Annotated in this window: 15 protein-coding genes; 10 read left to right on the top strand and 5 right to left on the bottom strand. The window is 64.7% G+C overall.

Going from position 1 to position 17,669, the window contains the following annotated elements; genetic code table 11:
• Nucleotides 1–4: 4 nt before the first annotated feature.
• From mrdA to HOY34_RS10215, 5 genes are all read left to right on the top strand, one after another.
• The gene (gene mrdA, locus HOY34_RS10235; protein WP_172362401.1) at nucleotides 5–1,951 is read left to right on the top strand and encodes a penicillin-binding protein 2; all 1,947 of its coding nucleotides are present in this window, start codon (nucleotides 5–7) and stop codon (nucleotides 1,949–1,951) included.
• 10 nt (nucleotides 1,952–1,961) lie between these two features.
• Complete coding sequence (gene rodA / locus HOY34_RS10230) at nucleotides 1,962–3,101, top strand: rod shape-determining protein RodA (protein WP_172362399.1); 1,140 nt, start codon at nucleotides 1,962–1,964, stop codon at nucleotides 3,099–3,101.
• An 85-nt stretch (nucleotides 3,102–3,186) separates the two neighbouring features.
• Nucleotides 3,187–4,113: a 2-hydroxyacid dehydrogenase gene (locus HOY34_RS10225; RefSeq protein WP_172362397.1), complete on the top strand. Its 927-nt coding sequence runs from the start codon at nucleotides 3,187–3,189 to the stop codon at nucleotides 4,111–4,113.
• A 69-nt stretch (nucleotides 4,114–4,182) separates the two neighbouring features.
• Nucleotides 4,183–4,596, top strand: coding sequence for a CopD family protein (locus HOY34_RS10220; RefSeq protein ID WP_172362463.1), 414 nt, complete (start codon nucleotides 4,183–4,185; stop codon nucleotides 4,594–4,596).
• Nucleotides 4,597–4,608: 12 nt separating this feature from the next.
• Nucleotides 4,609–5,364: a DUF599 domain-containing protein gene (locus HOY34_RS10215; RefSeq protein WP_172362396.1), complete on the top strand. Its 756-nt coding sequence runs from the start codon at nucleotides 4,609–4,611 to the stop codon at nucleotides 5,362–5,364.
• A gap of 75 nt (nucleotides 5,365–5,439) precedes the next feature.
• Here HOY34_RS10215 and HOY34_RS10210 read toward each other — a convergent pair whose 3' ends face one another.
• Genes HOY34_RS10210 through HOY34_RS10195 form a run of 4 tightly spaced genes read right to left on the bottom strand, consistent with a single transcriptional unit; the run spans nucleotide 5,440 to nucleotide 12,284 of the window.
• A complete protein-coding gene (locus HOY34_RS10210; protein ID WP_172362394.1) occupies nucleotides 5,440–7,533 on the bottom strand; it encodes a hypothetical protein in 2,094 nt (697 codons plus the stop codon).
• A 13-nt stretch (nucleotides 7,534–7,546) separates the two neighbouring features.
• Entirely contained in the window at nucleotides 7,547–10,405 is a 2,859-nt protein-coding gene (locus HOY34_RS10205; RefSeq protein ID WP_172362392.1) for a DUF4159 domain-containing protein, read from the bottom strand.
• A complete protein-coding gene (locus HOY34_RS10200) occupies nucleotides 10,405–11,277 on the bottom strand; it encodes a DUF58 domain-containing protein (protein WP_366926944.1) in 873 nt (290 codons plus the stop codon). The genes HOY34_RS10205 and HOY34_RS10200 overlap by 1 nt, the downstream gene beginning before the upstream one ends.
• The gene (locus tag HOY34_RS10195; RefSeq protein ID WP_172362460.1) at nucleotides 11,274–12,284 is read right to left on the bottom strand and encodes an AAA family ATPase; all 1,011 of its coding nucleotides are present in this window, start codon (nucleotides 12,282–12,284) and stop codon (nucleotides 11,274–11,276) included. The genes HOY34_RS10200 and HOY34_RS10195 overlap by 4 nt, the downstream gene beginning before the upstream one ends.
• 334 nt (nucleotides 12,285–12,618) lie before the next feature.
• Between HOY34_RS10195 and HOY34_RS10190 the strand changes: the two genes are divergently transcribed.
• Both HOY34_RS10190 and HOY34_RS10185 read left to right on the top strand, forming a co-directional pair.
• Complete coding sequence (locus HOY34_RS10190) at nucleotides 12,619–13,221, top strand: DUF1285 domain-containing protein (protein WP_172362390.1); 603 nt, start codon at nucleotides 12,619–12,621, stop codon at nucleotides 13,219–13,221.
• Between the two features lie 10 nt (nucleotides 13,222–13,231).
• On the top strand, nucleotides 13,232–14,005 hold the full coding sequence (locus HOY34_RS10185) for a hydroxypyruvate isomerase family protein (RefSeq protein WP_172362388.1): 774 nt from the start codon (nucleotides 13,232–13,234) through the stop codon (nucleotides 14,003–14,005).
• Nucleotides 14,006–14,140: 135 nt separating this feature from the next.
• On the opposite strand, the gene irrA is transcribed toward HOY34_RS10185, so the two are convergent.
• On the bottom strand, nucleotides 14,141–14,581 hold the full coding sequence (gene irrA / locus HOY34_RS10180) for an iron response transcriptional regulator IrrA (RefSeq protein WP_253944363.1): 441 nt from the start codon (nucleotides 14,579–14,581) through the stop codon (nucleotides 14,141–14,143).
• Nucleotides 14,582–14,854: 273 nt separating this feature from the next.
• On the opposite strand from irrA, the gene fabA reads away from it, so the two are divergent.
• Genes fabA through HOY34_RS10165 form a run of 3 tightly spaced genes read left to right on the top strand, consistent with a single transcriptional unit; the run spans nucleotide 14,855 to nucleotide 17,433 of the window.
• Entirely contained in the window at nucleotides 14,855–15,364 is a 510-nt protein-coding gene (fabA, locus tag HOY34_RS10175; RefSeq protein ID WP_172362386.1) for a bifunctional 3-hydroxydecanoyl-ACP dehydratase/trans-2-decenoyl-ACP isomerase, read from the top strand.
• Nucleotides 15,365–15,388: 24 nt separating this feature from the next.
• On the top strand, nucleotides 15,389–16,618 hold the full coding sequence (gene fabB, locus HOY34_RS10170; protein ID WP_172362384.1) for a beta-ketoacyl-ACP synthase I: 1,230 nt from the start codon (nucleotides 15,389–15,391) through the stop codon (nucleotides 16,616–16,618).
• A 26-nt stretch (nucleotides 16,619–16,644) separates the two neighbouring features.
• Nucleotides 16,645–17,433 carry an enoyl-ACP reductase FabI gene (locus HOY34_RS10165; protein ID WP_172362382.1) on the top strand — a complete coding sequence of 263 codons (789 nt, stop codon included), beginning with the start codon at nucleotides 16,645–16,647 and terminating at the stop codon, nucleotides 17,431–17,433.
• The last annotated feature ends 236 nt before the right edge of the window (nucleotides 17,434–17,669 follow it).

Here is a 17,669-nt window from a genome sequence, read left to right as displayed (position 1 = left end):
AACCATGAGACGCACGCAAAAAGACGTCGAGGACAGCGCCCGCACCATCACGCGGCGCGGGCTGCTGATGGGCGGCGCGATGACGGCGATGGTCGCGGCTCTGGGCGCCAGGATGCGCTATCTGCAGATCGACCAGGCCGAAGAGTTCCGCCTTCTGGCCGAGGAAAACCGCGTCTCGGTCGAGCTGATCCCGCCTGGTCGCGGGCTGATCCAGGACCGCAATGGCAAGCTGATTGCCGGGAACGAGCAGAACTACCGCGTCGTCATCACCCGCGAGGATGCGGGCGATGTGGACCGCGTCATGCATCGGCTGGCCGGGCTGATCCCGATGACCGTCGAAGAGATGGACGCGACCCTGGCCGATGTGAAGAAAAACGCCGCCCATATCGAGGTGGTGGTCAAGGATCGCCTCAGCTGGGAGGAATTCTCCAAAGTGGCGATCAACGCGCCCGCTCTGCCCGGCGTGATCCCCGAGGTCGGCCTGTCCAGGATCTATCCGCGCGGCTATGATTTCGCCCATGTCGTCGGCTATGTGGGGGCGGTGTCGCAAAAGGATCTGGACGAGCAGGACGACCCCGATCCGATCCTGCGCCTGCCCAAGTTCCAGATCGGCAAGATCGGCACCGAGCGCTGGATGGAAAACACCCTGCGCGGCCGCGCCGGCACGCGGCGGGTGGAGAAAAACGCCTTTGGCCGCGTGATGCGCGAGCTGGACCGCCAGGAGGGCACCTCGGGGGGCGATATCCGGCTGACCATCGACGCCGATCTGCAGAATTTTGCCCAGGCGCGTCTGGGCGAGGAAAGCGCCGCCGTCGTGGTGATGGACGTGAGGAATGGCGATCTCTTGTGTTGCGCCTCGGCGCCGTCTTTCAACCCGAACCTTTTCGTGCGGGGCATCAGCCATACCGATTACGCCAACCTGACCGGCAATGATCACCGGCCGCTGGCCAATAAGGCGGTCTCGGGGGCCTATCCGCCGGGCTCGACCTTCAAAATGGTCACCGCGCTGGCGGCGCTGGAGGCGGGCTCGATTGATCTGGGCTATAAGGTGCGCTGCCCTGGCTATCTGGAATATGGCGGCAGGCGGTTCCACTGCCATTCGCGCGGCGGTCATGGCACGCTTTCCCTGACCCAAAGCCTGCAAAAAAGCTGCGACGTCTATTATTACGACATCGCGCAGAAGGTGGGCATCGACAAAATGGCCGAGATGGGCCGCAAGCTGGGTCTTGGCGTGCGCCATGATCTGCCGATGTCGGCGATCACCGACGGGATCATGCCCGATCGCGCCTGGAAAAAAGGCCGCTATGACCAGGACTGGCGGATCGGCGACACGATCAATGCCTCGATCGGTCAGGGCTATGTGCTGGCCTCGCCGATGCAGCTGGCGGTAATGACGGCGCGGATCGCCTCGGGGCGGGCGGTCGAGCCGCGTCTGGTGCGGATGATCGACGGCAAAGAGGTGCCGATCCCCGAGGCCCCGCCTCTGGGCCTTGAAGAGCGCCATCTGGCCGCGATGCGCCAGGGCATGTGGGATGTGGTCAACAGCCAGGGCGGCACCGCACGCACCAACCGGATCGTCGATCCGACCATGGTGCTGGCAGGCAAGACCGGCACCAGCCAGGTCCGCAATATCAGCGCAGCCGAGCGGGCGCGCGGCGTGATCCGCAACGATCAGCTGCCCTGGAACCGGCGCGACCACGCGCTTTATGTCGGCTATGCGCCCTATGACAATCCGCGCTATGCGGTGTCGGTGATCGTCGAACATGGCAGCGGTGGCTCGACTGCGGCTGCCCCTATTGCGCGCGACGTGATCCTGGCGGCTCTGACCGGAGGCCGCCCGCCACTGGCCGCCTATCCCAAAGACCAGCACGGCCGGATCGAGTCGATGCTGAAAGACCTGAAACTGCGCGACCCCGAGACCGGGGCCATCACCACCACCGATCAGGCCTGAGGCCCAAGCCATGGCATTTTACGAGAACCGCCTGAAACATGTGCCGACCGGCATCCGCAAGGTGCTTTACCTGAACTGGCAGGTGATCGTGCTGGTCACCGCCGTCGCCTCGGTCGGGATCCTGATGCTGTGGTCAGTGGCGGGGGGCAATTTCGACCTCTGGGCGCGGCGGCAGGCCCAGGTTTTCGCGGCTGGCATGGTGCTGATGTTCATGGTGGCGATGGTGCCTGCCTGGTTCTGGCGCTCGATGGCGGGGATCGCCTATCTGACATCCTTTGTGCTTTTGATCATCGTTGATCTTTACGGCGTCATCGGCATGGGGGCGCAGCGCTGGATCGACATCGGACCGTTGCGGCTGCAACCATCAGAAATGATGAAGTTTTCGCTGGTTCTGATGCTGGCCGCCTATTACGACTGGCTGGATATCCGCAAGGTCTCGCGCCCGTTCTGGGTGCTGGTTCCGGTGTTTCTGACCTGTGCGCCAACAGTGCTGGTGCTGATGCAGCCGAACCTTGGCACCTCGCTGATGCTGTTGATGGCGGGGGCTGCGGTGATGTTCGCGGCGGGCGTCAGCTATTGGTATTTCGCCGTGGTGATCGCGGGCGTGGTGGGCACCGTGGTGGCGATTTTCCAAAGTCGCGGCACCGACTGGCAGCTGTTGCATGACTATCAGTTCCGCCGGATCGACACCTTCCTGGACCCGACCGCAGACCCGCTGGGCGCGGGCTATAACATCATCCAGGCCAAGATCGCGCTTGGTTCCGGCGGCTGGTCGGGCAAGGGCTTCATGCAGGGCACCCAGTCGCGGCTGAACTATCTGCCCGAGAAACAGACCGACTTCATCTTCTCGACCCTGGCTGAGGAATTCGGCTTTGTGGGCGCCTTCTCGCTTTTGATCCTTTACGCGCTGATCATCGGCTTTTGCCTGATCTCGGCGCTGCAAAACCGGGATCGCTTCTCGTCACTGCTGATCATCGGGGTGGCGGCGAATTTCTTCTTCTATATCGCGGTCAATCTGTCGATGGTGATGGGGATGGCCCCTGTCGTGGGGGTGCCTTTGCCGCTGATGTCTTATGGCGGCTCGGCGATGCTGGTGATCCTGGCGGGCTTTGGCCTGATGCAAAGCGCCCATGTGCACCGCCCGCGCTGAGCGATGATCCGCCAGACCGCACTGCGCCCGATTCCGGGCCTTTGCCCTCTGGACAATCGGCGCCAGAGCCCGCAGCCTGCGCGCCATGATCCGCATCTTTTTCTCTGCGCCCGGCTGGGCCGAATACCAGCCCTTCCTTCCCGCAGCCCTGAAAGCCGCCGGGATTGAGGCCGAAATCGTCACCGAGGCGCCCGAGCCCGCCTCGATTGACTACATCCTCTATGCGCCCTCCTCGCTCCTGCAGGATTTCGCGCCCTTTACCCGCGCGAAAGCGGTGATGTCGCTTTGGGCGGGGGTTGAGCGGATCGTCGGCAATCAAAGCCTGACGCAGCCGCTGACGCGGATGGTCGATCATGGGCTGACCGAGAGCATGGTCGAATATGTGACGGGCCATGTGCTGCGCCACCATCTGGGGATGGACCGCCATATCCTGAACCCCGGCCATATCTGGGATCCGACCTGCCCACCGCTGGCCCGCCAGCGCCCGGTCACCTTCCTCGGGAATGGCGAGCTGGGTCTGGCCTGTGCACGTGCCCTGCAGGCGCTGAACTTCCCGGTCAAGACCTGGGGGCGCAGCGAAAAATCCATCGAGGGCATCGCCAGCCATCACGGCCCCGAGGGGCTGGCCCCGGCGCTGGCGGGGGCGCAGATCGTGGTGACCCTTTTGCCAAACACACCGCAGACGCATGACATCCTGAGCGCGCAGACGCTGGCGCTGACCGCCCCGGGTGCGGTGATCATCAACCCGGGGCGCGGGCCCCTGATCGACGATCAGGCGCTCCTGGCGGCGCTGGACAGCGGTCAGATCTCACATGCGACGCTGGATGTGTTTCGCATCGAGCCCCTGCCCCAGGATCACCCCTTCTGGGCCCATCCGCGCGTCACCATCACCCCCCATATCGCCGCCGATACGCGGGCGATGACGGCCTCGGATGTGGTGGCGGAAAACATCCGCCGATCAGAGGCCGGCCTGCCTTTGCTGCATCTGGTTGACCGCAATCGCGGCTATTGAGGCGAGTATTGAAGGCGGGGCGCAGTTTTCCCTCTTGAAGGGGGGGGGCGTTTGCTGTCACCAAAGGCGATGGACTGGATAAAAATCATACATATCCTTGCCGTAATGGGCTGGATGACCTCAATTTTCGCGGTGCCCCGCGCGCTGATCTACTGGAAGCGCGAATGGGCAAAGCTGGGTGAGTTCGGCCCGCTCGGCGATCTGACGCTGCGGCTTTACCGCTTTTCTGCCGGGCTGATGGTGATCGCCATTGCCACCGGGCTGTGGCTGGCCTTTGGCTGGTGGGGGTTTGATCCCTGGCTGCATCTGAAGCTGACGCTGGTGGTGATCCTGGTGATCCATTACCTCTGGACGGGGCGGATGGTGCTGCGGGCCCGCAAAGGTGAGTTCCGCGAAAGCGACCTCTTCCTGCGCATCTTCAATGAGGCCAGTGTGATTGCCGTCATCGCCATCCTCTGGGCGGTGGTGGTGAAACCCTTCTGACGGAGGTCACCGATGCAAAGCCTGATCTCGCTGATCAATACGCCCCTGCCCGATATGCTGGCGCTTGGCAGCATTATCACGGCCTGGGCTGTCACCGGCTGGCTGGTCGAGAACCCGCCGAAATCGCGCCCCTCGGTCACCATCCTGATGCAGGATTACCGCCGCGACTGGATGCGGGCCTTCATCACCCGCGCGCCCCGCATCTTCGACGTGACGCTGATTGCCTCGCTGCGCCAGGGCACGACGTTCTTTGCCTCGGCCTCGATGATCGCCATCGGGGGCGGCGCGGCGCTGATCGGCAATTCCGGCGCCCTCAATGAGCTGGCCGCAGATCTGCCGCTGGATACCGGGCAGATTGATGTGGCGCTGAAGATCCTGCTGCCGATGGCCTTCCTGGCCAATGCCCTGCTGAAGTTCATCTGGGCGCATCGGCTGTTTGGCTATTGTGCGATCCTGATGGCGGCTGTGCCCAATGAACATGACCACCCCGAGGCGCTGCACCGCGCCCTGCAGGCGGCCGAGATCAATGGAACCGCCGCCAAAAGCTACAATCGGGGCCTGCGCTCGATCTATTTCGCGCTGGCGGCCATGGCCTGGCTCTTCGGGGCGATCACCCTGGTTGTGGCCACTCTGGCGGCGGCAGGGGTGCTGCTGCGCCGCGAGTTCTGGTCACAGTCGCGCCAGGTAATCCTTGATCGCTGCCCGCCGCCTGCGAAATATGGCGCAGCGGACAGCGCCTTCGGGACCGGGGGGCCGCCGCCCGTATAAGGCAGCCGCCCGCACCCCAGTCTGCCCCCCCAATCCGAACCCACCAGTCCGAAGCCACCAGTCCGAAACCCCGTTTCAGCGTTTCGCGCCGCGCCGCCCCTCGATCAGCCAGGCGGCAATGGTCAGCCCTGCCGCCAGGATCAGCCAGGCCCAGCCCGGCAGCAAAGCCGCCTGCCGCACCTCGGTCGTGACCCAGGCCTCACGCGGGGTCAGCCCGATCCAGCCGCGCCCGGTCACCGGACGCCCCTCGGCCACCTGACGCAGATCTGGCAGGCCAGATTCCAGCCGGGTCAAAGAGCCATAGGCCCCCGCCGCCGCCCCTTTTGGCGCCAGCAGATCCGCGCCCGAGGCGATGGTTTCCTCAAATTCCTTCGGGCTGGCAGGGCCGACGCCGATCATCCGTGTCAGATCGCCCTGTTGCAGACGGTAAAGCCCGGCGGCAGGGGCCTCCCAGACCACCTGGTATTTGCCGGCACTGATGCGGGCCATGTCCAGAAGGATCTGCTCGCCTGCCGGGGTGGTGACCACCAGCGGCTCTGGCGGGTCTTCGGAAATGGTGCGCCGCGTCAGCGTCAGCTGATTGCCTTTGGCGGTGGCGGTCAGGGCCTCTTCCTCAAGATCGGGCTCTTTCAGCATCCAATGCGCCAGGCGTTTCAGCAGCTCCAGCTGCGGGCCGCCGCCTTCATAGCCGCGCCCCCAAAGCCAGGCATGATCCGAGGTCAGAACGGCGATCCGCCCCTCGCCCACCCGGTCCAGCACCAGAAGCGGCGCAGAATTCGGCCCCTCCATCACCGTCTGGCCGGAAATCTTCTCGACATCCATGATCCGGAACCAGCGGCCCCAGCCCGGCTCGCCATTCTCGCCAGGGGGGGCGAAACGCTCCAGCCCCTCGGTCACCGGATGGCGCTGCCCCAGTTCGGTGATCTTCGGGCGAAAGCCCCCCTCATTAACCAAAGAGGTCGGCGCGACGGGAAGAACCTCGGCCAGCGGCGAGCGGTAAAGGCTGTCAACCGCGCCAAATTCCGGCCCCGAGGCCACCAGGACCGTGCCCCCTTCGCGGACATAGCGCACAATGTTTTCAATATAGGACATCGGCATGATGCCCCGCATCCGGTAGCGGTCAAAGATGATCAGATCGAACTCATCGACCTTGTCGATAAACAGCTCGCGCGTCGGGAAGGCGATCAGCGACAGCTCTTCGACCGGGACGCCGTCATGCTTTTCGGGCGGGCGCAGAATGGTGAAATGCACCAGATCGACGCTGGCGTCTGACTTCAGCAGGTTGCGCCAGACCCTCTCGCCGGCATGGGGCTCGCCCGAGACCAGCAGCACCCGCAGACGGTCGCGCACGCCGTTGATCTGCACCACCGCCGCATTGTTGCGATCGGTCAGCTCGCCATCCGAGGCGGCGATCTGGAACTGCAGCACATTCAGCCCGCCATGCGACAGCGTCACCGGCAGCTCCAGCTCTTCGCCAACCGGGACCGAGTAGGTCTGCGGCGGATCGGCATCGACGGCGATGGTCAGGTCGATGTAATCGGGCGCATCGGCGGGCATCCGGCCCTGATCCTCGATCATCAGGGTCAGCTTGAATTCCTCGCCGATGATCGCAAAGGCGGGCGCGTTTTTCACCACGAGGCGGCGGTCCCAGTCGGCCTCGGCCCCGGTCAGCAAAAGGTGGAAAGGCGCGGGCAGATCGGGGCGCATCTCAAGGTCATGGACGCGGCCATCCGAGATCATGATCACGCCCGCCACCCGGGCGCGGGGCTCTTCGGCCAGCGCCTCGGCCATAGCGGTCATCGCCAGCGTGCCGGTATTGTCAGCGCCGTCTGCGACATGTCTGACGCGCAGCTCGGTGTTTTCCATCGCCGCGACCTGGGCCTCGATACGTGCCAGGGCGCGGGCGGTCTGATCGCGGCGCGCGCCAAGCCCCTGGCTTGCGCTGTCATCAACCAGCACGATCACGATGTCGGACAGGTTGTTGCGATCCTCATTTTGCAGGCCCGGCCCGGCCAGCGCCGCCAGCAGCGCCGCAAGGCCAAGCCCGCGCAACAGCCAGCCCGGAAGGCCACGCCACAGGGCCAGCGCCAGCATGAACAGCACCACCCCCGCCAGCACCCAAAGCACAGGCCAGGGCAGCAGCGGGTCGAAAACCAGACGCGCGTTCATTGCGACACCCTCTTCATTGTCCCAGCCTGTCCAGCAATGCGGGCACATGGACCTGGTCGGATTTATAATTTCCGGTCAGCACATGCATGATCAGATTGACGCCAAAGCGCCTGGCGATCTCGCGTTGCTGATCGCCCGCCGCGCCCCGGCCGACCGGCAGCAGGGTCACGCCGTTTTCATCGGCGGCCCAGGCCGCAGCCCAGTCATTGCCGCCGATCACCACCGGCGTCACCCCGTCATTAAGGTTGCGAAACGGCACGCCCTCGGCCTGGGCGGCATCGGCAGGCGCGGCTTCAACCCAGATCGTGCCCTCGGCCCAGCGGCCCGGGAAGGTCTGCAGCAGATAGAAGGTGCGGGTCAGGACGTGATCCTCGGGGATCGGCTCCAGCGCGGGAATATCAAGGCCCGCCGCGATGCGCTGCAGCGCCTGCCCCTCGGACGAGCCGCCCCCCACCGAGGCCACATTGGCATCACGGGTGTCGAAAAGGATCATGCCGCCGGTGCGCAGAAACTGGTTCAGTTTCACATAGGCCGCATCCGAGGGCAGCGGCGCATCAGCGGTGATCGGCCAGTAGATGAAGGGGAAGAACGCCAGCTCGTCGGTCTCAAGGTCGATGCCGATCGGGGGTTCGGGCTCAATCGAGGTGCGCTGCCAAAGCGTGTCGCCCAGGCCGCGCAGACCATAGTCCGAGATCTCGTCGATCTGCGGATCCCCGGTTTTCACAAAGGCGAGGGTGACGCCATTGGTGGCGCGGATGGCGAAATCATCACCCGGCTGCGGGCCCGCAGCGGTGCTGCCTTGCTGCGCCGTTTCCTGCTGCCCCGCCCCCTGCTGACCCGCACCCTGCTGCCCGGTGGCATCCTGCGCCTGCGCCTGCGGGGCTGCCAGCGCGGCCAGCATGGCAACCGCCAGCACGGCCACCCCACGGCCCAGCCTGCGCAGCCGCCCACCCAGCCAAAGCGCGGCCAGGATATCGACCAGCAGCGCGATCAGCGCAGCAGACAGGAAGCCGCCTTTCAAAGATTGCTCTGGCATCAGCGCAAGCCCCTCGATCTGCGCAGACGCAGGCCACTCAGCCGCCGCGAAACTGGCCTCAGCCCCCAGCACATTCAGCGCCACGCGCCGATCTGCCCCGGCGTAAAGGCCGGGCGGATGGGCGGGGCCGGGCCCTGCGGTCATCGCATCGGCCAGCTCTTCGCCGGGCACGCCCGCCACCTCGCCCGCGTCACGCTCTTCGCCCCAGGCGTTCAGCGTCACCTCGGGCACCCAGATCTGGCCTGCCAGCTCACGCGCACCGGGCTGCGCGGGCCGGGTCGAGATTGCCAGCCGTTCCAGCATCTGCACAAACAGGCCCGACAGCGGCAGGGTCGACCATTCCGCATTGGCGGTGACATGGATCAGCACCACCTGACCCTCGCCGATGAATTTGCGCGTCACCAGCGGCGTGCCATCATCCAGCGCGGCAATCGTGCGGGTGCCAAGTTCGGGGTCGGGCTGGGCCAGCACCTGTTCGGCGATCTGCACATCATCGGGCAGCGCCAGGCCAAAGAAGGGGCTGCCCTCAGGGAAGGGAGCCAGCTTTTTCGCATCCCCCCAGCTCATGGCACCGCCCAGGGCGCGGCCACCTTCGCGCAGGCGGACCGGCATCAGCGGATCCTCTTCATAGCGGCTGACGTCTGAGGCCGCGAGCCGCGGCCCGGCAAAACGCAGCAACAGCCCGCCCTTTTCCACCCATTCCACCAAAGCGGCCTCTTCCGGCGCGGTCAGCCGCGCTACATCGGCCAGCACCACCGCATCGGGGCTGGCGGGCAAGGCGGTCAGGATCGGGGCCTCGATCAGATCGGCAACCGGGGCCAGCGCCTGGCGCAGATAATGCAGGGGCGACAGCAGCTGCAGCCCCTCGGCCTGGGGGCCTGCGGTGATCAGCGCCACCTTGCGCCGCTTCAGGCTGTCATCGGTCAGCGTCACCGCCCCGGCCGAGCGCAGGCCCGCAATCTCAAAACGCGTCACCCGGTTGCGCAGCTCTGGCGGCAGATCCATCTTCACCTCGGCACGGGCCTCATCGCCGGTAAATTCAATCGTGGCACGGGCCAGTTCACGCTCGATCCCCGAGGGGTCAGGGCCACGCCCGACCACCTCAAGCGAGGCTTCGCCCCCCTGCCCCACAAGCCGCGAGGCCGAGACGACCACCGCGCCCTCATCAAAGGCAACCGGATGCAGGCCTACGACCGGGGCATCGCCCTCGATCACCGTCAGCTGGCCTTTGTCGGCGAAAAGCCCGGCCAGCATGTCGCGGCCCGGATGCGCCAGCCCGTCCGACAGCCAGAGCGTGTCGAAGTTTTCAGCCGGGAAACGGTCGACCCAGGCCTCCAGGTTTTGCGGCAGCCAGGGGCTGGGCTCGATCACGGCCAGGCGGCCCTGCCAGTCGCTGGCGGCGCGGAAGGTGATTTCCTGCGGCTGATCGGTCAGCCGCACCACCGCCACCACGCGCCCGTCGCGCCCGGCCTCTTCAAGGACCATCCCGGCCCGCTCAACGCGGCGCGGCCAGTCACGGGCCTCGGCCCAGCCGCCATCCAGCACGATCAGCAAAGGCGCATTGCCCGCCTGTTTCGGCTCTGGGTTCAGCACCGGGCCGGCAAAACCGATGATCGCCGCCGCCACCGCCAGCATGCGCAGCAGCAAAAGCCACCAGGGCGTGCGGTCGGTTTCAGCATCCTCATCGGTCAGGCCCAAAAGCAGCGCGACGCCGGGAAAGCGGCGGCGGATCGGGGCGGGCGGCACGGCCCGCAGCAGGAACCAAAGCAGCGGCAGAATCACCAGGCCCCAGAGGATCCAGGGCGTCAGAAAGCCAATCGGGCCAATCATAAACATCAGCGCCCGCCCTCCAGCGCGCGGTAAAGCCACAAAAGCGCCGACTGCGCCGGGCCGCCGGTGTGATGGGTTGAAAACTGCCAGCCGACAGCGCGGGCAAGGCCGGTCAGACGGTCGCGCCGTTCGGCCAGGCGCGCCAGATAGCGGCTGCGCAATTCGCCCGCCTGCTGGGTTTCATGGCGCAGCGCCCCGGTCATCGATTCGAAGACGACGCGGCCGTCAAAGGGAAATTCTTCCTCGGCCGGGTCCAGCACCTGCAAAAGAACGCCCCGAACACCGCGATCAGCGGCCCGGGTCAGCGCGGCCTCAACCGCATCCAGCGGGCCGAGAAAGTCAGATATGAAAACCGCGCGACCATGGCTGACCATGCCCTCGGTCTGGGGCGCACCGTAATCCCCCGCATCATCGCCCTCGTCGCCCGCCAGCCGCGCGGCCAGCCGCACGACCTGGCTGCGCCCGGCGCGGGGCTGCGCCAGCCCGGCAAGGCCAACCCGCTCGCCGCCGCGCAACAACAGCACCGCCAGGGCCAGGGCCAGCAGTCGCGCCCGCTCGCCCTTGGGCGCACGGTCTTTGCCGCCGGTGAAACTCATGCTTTTGGCCGGATCGACCCAGAGCGTTACCGATTGCGCCGCCTGCCATTCGCGTTCGCGGATGAAATGCCCGTCAGATCGCCCCGAGCGGCGCCAGTCAATCGCCCGCGCCGGATCGCCCTGATGGGCGGGGCGATATTGCCAGAACTCATCCCCCGCGCCTGCCCGCCTGCGACCATGTTCGCCCAGCATGACCGTCGCGGCCAGCATCTCAGCCTCGGCCAGCAGGGGCGGCAAAGACTGGCCAAGCGCCTCGGCCTCATTTTGCAGATGAAGGCTCACGCAGCCGCCTCAAACCCCAGAACGCGGGTCGCGGTGCGGGCGATCACGCTTTGCAGCGTCTCGCCCCGGGCGCGGGCGGCAAAGGAAAGCGCCATCCGGTGGGTCAGCGTGGCCTGGGCCAGCGCCGCCACATCCTCAGTCGAGGGGGCAAGGCGGCCCTGCAGCAGAGCGCGCGCCCGCACCGTCAGCATCAGCGCCTGCGCCGCGCGCGGCCCCGGCCCCCAGGCAAGGCTGTCTTTCAGATCGCGGCCCTCAGGCTCGCCAGGGCGGCAGGCGCGGACAAGGTCGAGAATCGCATCGACCACCTTATCGCCCACCGGCATGCGGCGGATCACCGATTGCGCATGGATCAGCTGTTCGGTGTCAAAGACCTGCACCGCCGCCGCCTCATTGGCGCCGGTGGTCGCCAGCACGATGTCACGCTCGACGGCGCGGGTCGGGTAATCGACATCAACCTGCACGAGGAAACGGTCAAGCTGCGCCTCGGGCAGCGGATAGGTGCCCTCCTGTTCAATCGGGTTCTGAGTCGCCAGCACATGGAAGGGACGGCCAAGCGCCCGGTGCTGCCCGGCGATGGTGACCTCTTTTTCCTGCATGGCCTGCAAAAGCGCCGACTGGGTACGGGGGCTTGCGCGGTTGATCTCATCGGCCAGCAGAAGCTGGCAGAAGATCGGCCCTTCAAGGAAGCGAAACGCCCGGCTGCCATCGGCGGCCGTCTCAAGCACCTCAGAGCCGAGGATATCGGCGGGCATCAGATCGGGGGTGAACTGGATGCGGCTGGAGTTCAGCCCCATCACCGTGCCCAGCGTGTCCACCAGCCGCGTCTTGCCAAGGCCCGGCAGACCAACCAGCAGCGCGTGGCCCCCGCAAAGCATCGCCGAAAGCACCAGCTCGACCACTTTCTCCTGGCCGATAAAGCGCTGCTCGATTGAGGATTTCGCGGCAGACAGCTTTTCTCCCAGCCCCTCGATCTCGCTTACCAATGCCACATCTGCTGCGGGGGCCAGGGTCATCACGCGCTCCATCTGTTTCGCACATATATGTTCAGCCTGGACATTAGATCGAAAAGAGCGGCGAACCACAAATGCCAAAAGACGACTTGACACAAATGATCGTGAGAGAATGCGAGGTTTCGCCACTTGCCGGTCGGGCAAAGGGGGCCAGCCCCCTCGCGGCAAAGCCGCTCACCCCCGGGATATTTGAGGACAGATGAAAATTGAGGAGGACCATTCATCTGTCCTTAAATATCCCCGCCGGAGGCATCCGAAATTGGTCAGGCGCGCATCCTCTTGTGCTTTACGGGCCGACATTGGACAGTGGATCACAGATTGGGTGTGAAAGATGGACGCGCAAAACGACAGGAAACTCTCAGCGGAAGGGCTGGCGGCGGCAGCCTCTGCGGCGACGAAAAAGGGATCTGCCCCCCCCGTTCACCTGTGGAACCCGCCATTCTGCGGCGATCTGGATATGCGGATCGCGCGTGACGGGACGTGGTTTTACCTTGGCAGCCCCATCGGGCGCGAACCGCTGGTGCGGCTTTTCTCATCGATTCTGAAGCGCGAGGGCGACAGGTATTTCCTGGTGACCCCGGTCGAGAAAGTGGGAATCACCGTCGAGGATTTGCCCCTTCATGCCATCGATGTTGAAAACGCGGGCCAGGGCGAGGCGCAGATTCTGACCCTCCACACCAAAACAGGCGACACGGTTTGCATTGGGCCGGACCACCCGATCCGCATCGCCTTTCAGCCCGAAACCGGCGAGCCTGCGCCCTCTGTGCTGGTGCGCGGCACGGCCGACGGGGCGCTTTGGGCCAGGATTGATCGCAAAACCTTCTTCCGGCTGGTGGATTTTGGTTGCCATGCCCCACATCAGGGGGATAGCTGGTTCGGCCTCTGGTCATCGGGGCAGTTTTTCCCCGTCATGCGATCTGCAGAACTGGCCTGATATCCCCTCTATGCCCCTATTCGCCGCCAATCTGACACTGCTCTTCACCGAAGTTCCGATGCTTGATCGCCCCGACTGGGCGCGGCGCACCGGGTTTGACGGGGTTGAGGTGCTGTTCCCCTATGACCATCCCGTCGCCGAATGGGAGCGTGCGCTTGGCGATCTGCCGCTGGCGCTGATCAATACGCCGCCGGGCGACTGGGCCTCGGGGGATCGCGGTTTTGCGGCCCGACCGGGCGATGAGCAGATCTTCCGCGACGGTTTCCTGCATGCCGCCGATTACGCGACGCGGCTGAAAGTGCCCTGTGTGCATGTGATGTCGGGCGTGGCGCGTGGCCCCCAGGCTGAGGCGACGCTGACCGCCAATCTGGCCTGGGCGGCCGAGCAGGCCCCCGATCTGACCCTGGTGCTTGAGCCGCTGAACCCCGACGACATGCCGGGCTATTTCCTCAATGATTACGACCAGGCGGCGCGGATCATTGATGATCTGGCCAATCCGAAGATCGGCCTGCAATTCGATATCTGGCATGCCGCAAGGCTGCATGGCGATGCAGCCCAGGTCTGGGCCGACCACCGGACGCGCGTGCGCCATGTGCAGATCGCGGGCTTTCCGGCCCGAAATGAGCCTGGCGGCGGTGGGTTTTCGCTGCCCGATCTCTGCGATCAGGTGGATCAGCTGGAAAATGTCTGGATCGGCGCCGAATATCGCCCGGCGCGTGGCACGGCCCAGGGGTTGTTCTGGCTGACTGCGCTGAAATCACGCGGGGCGCTGATCGGGGGCTGATCGGGGGCTGATAGGGGCCGGGCAAACGCCCCTCCCTATTATAGCGCCCCGGTTATCGCGCCCCGTGCTATCAATCTCTGTGTTGTCAATCCCTGGTCAGGCCGCCCCCCAAGGGACGCCCGATCACGGCAAGGCTCAGCTGCGGCGCAGGCGGATCACCACATCGACGCGGCTGACCTCGGTGCCTTTGGGCGGGGTTGGGATGCGGGCCAGTTCCAGCTCTTCTTTGGGGGCGTCGGTCAGGATCGCGCTGTCTTCCCAATAGAAATGCGGATGATCGTCGATGCGGGTGTCGAAATAGCTGCGGGCGCCATCGACCACGATCTCATTCACGAGGCCCGCATCGCAAAAGGCGCGCAAAGTGTTGTAAACCGTTGCCAGACTTACTTTTTCCTGGGCGCATCCTGCCATCTCGAACAGGCTTTCGGCGGTGACATGGCGGTCTTCACCATCGCCCACCAGCAGGCTGGCCAGCGCAATCCGCTGGCGCGTCGGGCGCAAGCCGCCGCGTTGCAACCATTCGGTCGCACGTTCCGTCGCGCGATCAGGCGCACCCATTTCTGCCGTCTGAGCCATATCCATCCCGCTCCTGCCCCCTTGCGCTCGGGCCGCTTTGCCAGGAGCTGCGCCCCTCACAAACACGCGAACAGGCAGCTCATGGCAATGCAGCCCACTGTCATCCGGGCGTTGCTTTCGTGAATATAGGATGCCAGCCGCCAGGGATTCAATTAAAAACCGCAATTTGCGCCATATCGGCCACGCAGCCCCTAACAGACGCTGCACCCTTGCCCTATGTTTGCCGCCTCTGTTAGAGGAAAGCAGAGATACAAAAGACAGAATGGGGAGACTATGGGGCGCTATCCGAACAAATTCGACCGCGAAGACCTGCTTGCCTGCGCAAGAGGCGAGCTTTTCGGCCCCGGAAATGCCCAGCTGCCAGAGCCGCCCATGCTGATGATGGACCGCATCACTGAGATTTCAGAGGATGGCGGCGAACATGGCAAGGGTCATGTGGTGGCCGAGTTCGATATCAACCCCGATCTGTGGTTCTTCGCCTGCCACTTCCCCGGCAACCCGATCATGCCGGGCTGCCTTGGCCTTGATGGTCTGTGGCAGCTGACCGGCTTCAATCTGGGCTGGCGCGGCTGGGAAGGGCGCGGCTACGCGCTTGGCGTCGGCGAAGTCAAACTCACCGGCATGGTGCGCCCCGAGCGCAAGATGCTTCGTTATTACGTCGATTTCACCAAGGCGGTGCAGACCCGTCGCCTGACCATGGGCGTGGCGGATGGCCGCGTCGAGGCGGATGGCGAGACCATCTATCTGGTGAAAGACATGAAGGTGGCCCTCTCGGCCTCCTGATCTCCAGCTAAGGACTATACCCCTATGCGTCGCGTTGTCATCACGGGCCTCGGCATCGTCTCTCCTATCGGCAATGATGTGGCCGAGGTCGAAGCCAGCCTGCGTGCCGGGAAATCCGGCATCGTTTTCGCCCCTGACTATGCCGAGCGCGGCTTCCGCTCGCGGGTGCATGGTCAGCCGAACATCACGTTCGAAGACCATATCGACAAACGCGATCTGCGTTTCATGGGCGATGGCGCGGCCTATAACTACATCGCCATGCAGCAGGCGATCAAAGACAGCGGCCTGGAAGAAAGCGACATCTCGAATGAGCGCACCGGGATCATCGTCGGATCCGGCGGCCCCTCGACCAAGTCGTTCTTCAAGGCGCATAACATCGTCGCGGAAACCGGCAGCCCCAAGCGGATCGGTCCGTTTGGCGTGACCAAGGGCATGTCCTCGACGACCTCGGCCTGTCTGGCGACACCCTTTAAAATCAAGGGCGTGAACTATTCGATCACCTCGGCCTGCTCGACCTCGGCGCATTGCATCGGCAATGGCGCAGAGCTGATCCAGATGGGCAAGCAGGACATCGTTTTCGCCGGCGGCGGCGAAGAACTCGACTGGACGCTGTCGTGTCTGTTCGATGCGATGGGCGCGATGTCGTCGAAATACAACGACACGCCCGAGCGCGCATCGCGCACCTATGACGCCAACCGCGACGGGTTTGTGATCGCAGGCGGCGGCGGTCTGGTGGTGCTGGAAGAGCTGAACCATGCGCTGGCGCGTGGCGCGAAGATCTACGGCGAAGTCACCGGCTATGGCGCGACCTCGGACGGCTATGACATGGTGGCCCCTTCGGGCGAAGGCGGCGAGCGCTCGATGAAACTGGCGCTTTCCACCCTGCCCCAGGGCCGCCGGATCGACTATCTGAACAGCCACGGCACCTCGACGGGTGTGGGCGATATCACCGAGATGAAGGCGATCCGCCGCGTCTTTGGTGAGGGCAAGACGCCGCCCGTGGCCTCGACCAAATCGCTGACCGGCCATAGCCTGGGCGCGACCGGGGTGCATGAGGCGATCTATTCGCTGATCATGATGAACAAGGGCTTTATCGCGGCCTCGGCCAATGTGGAAACGCCCGACCCCGAGCTGCTGCCCGGCGAAATCGTCACCAGCCTTCGTGAGAATGTTGAGATTGACGGCGTATTGTCGAACAGTTTCGGTTTTGGCGGCACCAATGCCACCCTGGTAATGAGTAAATATCTCGGGTAACCTAAAGACGCGAAGGGGGCGGCGCGATGGCCGGACTGATGCAGGGTAAACGCGGCCTCGTGATGGGGGTTGCGAATGAACGCTCTATCGCCTGGGGCATCGCCTCGGCGCTGGCCGCCGAAGGCGCAGAGCTGGCCTTTTCCTATCAGGGAGAGGCTTTTGGCAAACGTCTGCAACCACTGGCGGCCTCGGTCGGGTCAGACATTCTGGTCGATGCCGATGTGACGGATGAGGCCTCGCTGGACGCCTGTTTCGCCACCCTGAAAGAGCGGTGGGGCAGCCTGGATTTCGTGATCCACGCCATCGCCTATTCCGACAAGAATGAGCTGACCGGGCGGTTCACCAATACCAGCCGCGCGAACTTCCTCAATTCGATGAATATCTCGTGCTACAGCTTTATCGACGTGGCACGCCGCGCCGCCGAGCTGATGCCCGAGGGCGGCAGCCTGATCACCCTGACCTTCCAGGGCTCTACCCGGATCGCGCCGAATTACAACGTGATGGGCGTGGCCAAGGCGGCGCTGGAATCGGCGACGCGCTATCTGGCGAACGACCTGGGCCCGCAAGGCGTGCGGGTGAACGCAATCAGCCCCGGCCCGATGAAAACGCTGGCCGGGTCGGCGATCGGCGGGGCGCGGGCGACCTTCCGTCATACCGAGGAAAACGCGCCCCTGCGCGCCAATGCCACGCTGGAAACCATCGGCGGCACGGCGGTCTGGCTTTGCTCGGATTACGGTCGTGCGACCACCGGCGAGACGATCCATGTCGATGGCGGCTTCCATATCCTGGGCTTTCCGCAGTCGGACAATCTCTGAGATCAGCTGACAGCGGGGCAGATTATGCCCCTGACCCCCAAAACAGCCCGCGCAGCCCCGTCTGCGCGGGCTGTCTTTATCACTGCGCCCGTCAAAGCTGCAGTCAAAGGCACCTGTCGCAGCTTTGGAACAGATGGGCCGGACTGCATGAAAATATCACTTGTCTGTGAACCAAAGTCACCGCAAAGTCCGACCATAAAACCTGGCCAGCCAGACAGCCATTCAGGCCGCCTACA

The sequence above is a fragment of the Pseudogemmobacter hezensis genome (assembly GCF_013155295.1).
Lineage (GTDB): Bacteria > Pseudomonadota > Alphaproteobacteria > Rhodobacterales > Rhodobacteraceae > Pseudogemmobacter > Pseudogemmobacter hezensis.
Note: the sequence above shows the minus strand (reverse complement) of the source record. Positions and strands in the feature narration are given on the sequence as shown.

Excerpts from the sequence above, each read along its gene's own strand:
- fabB (WP_172362384.1), top strand. The coding sequence starts at position 15,389 with ATGCGTCGCGTTGTCATCACGGGCCTCGGCATCGTCTCTCCTATCGGC.
- fabA (WP_172362386.1), top strand. The coding sequence starts at position 14,855 with ATGGGGCGCTATCCGAACAAATTCGACCGCGAAGACCTGCTTGCCTGC.
- mrdA (WP_172362401.1), top strand. The coding sequence starts at position 5 with ATGAGACGCACGCAAAAAGACGTCGAGGACAGCGCCCGCACCATCACG.
- HOY34_RS10210 (WP_172362394.1), bottom strand. The coding sequence starts at position 7,533 with ATGAACGCGCGTCTGGTTTTCGACCCGCTGCTGCCCTGGCCTGTGCTT.
- HOY34_RS10225 (WP_172362397.1), top strand. The coding sequence starts at position 3,187 with ATGATCCGCATCTTTTTCTCTGCGCCCGGCTGGGCCGAATACCAGCCC.
- HOY34_RS10190 (WP_172362390.1), top strand. The coding sequence starts at position 12,619 with ATGGACGCGCAAAACGACAGGAAACTCTCAGCGGAAGGGCTGGCGGCG.
- HOY34_RS10215 (WP_172362396.1), top strand. The coding sequence starts at position 4,609 with ATGCAAAGCCTGATCTCGCTGATCAATACGCCCCTGCCCGATATGCTG.
- HOY34_RS10185 (WP_172362388.1), top strand. The coding sequence starts at position 13,232 with ATGCCCCTATTCGCCGCCAATCTGACACTGCTCTTCACCGAAGTTCCG.
- HOY34_RS10205 (WP_172362392.1), bottom strand. The coding sequence starts at position 10,405 with ATGTTTATGATTGGCCCGATTGGCTTTCTGACGCCCTGGATCCTCTGG.
- rodA (WP_172362399.1), top strand. The coding sequence starts at position 1,962 with ATGGCATTTTACGAGAACCGCCTGAAACATGTGCCGACCGGCATCCGC.
- HOY34_RS10165 (WP_172362382.1), top strand. The coding sequence starts at position 16,645 with ATGGCCGGACTGATGCAGGGTAAACGCGGCCTCGTGATGGGGGTTGCG.
- irrA (WP_253944363.1), bottom strand. The coding sequence starts at position 14,581 with ATGGCTCAGACGGCAGAAATGGGTGCGCCTGATCGCGCGACGGAACGT.
- HOY34_RS10220 (WP_172362463.1), top strand. The coding sequence starts at position 4,183 with ATGGACTGGATAAAAATCATACATATCCTTGCCGTAATGGGCTGGATG.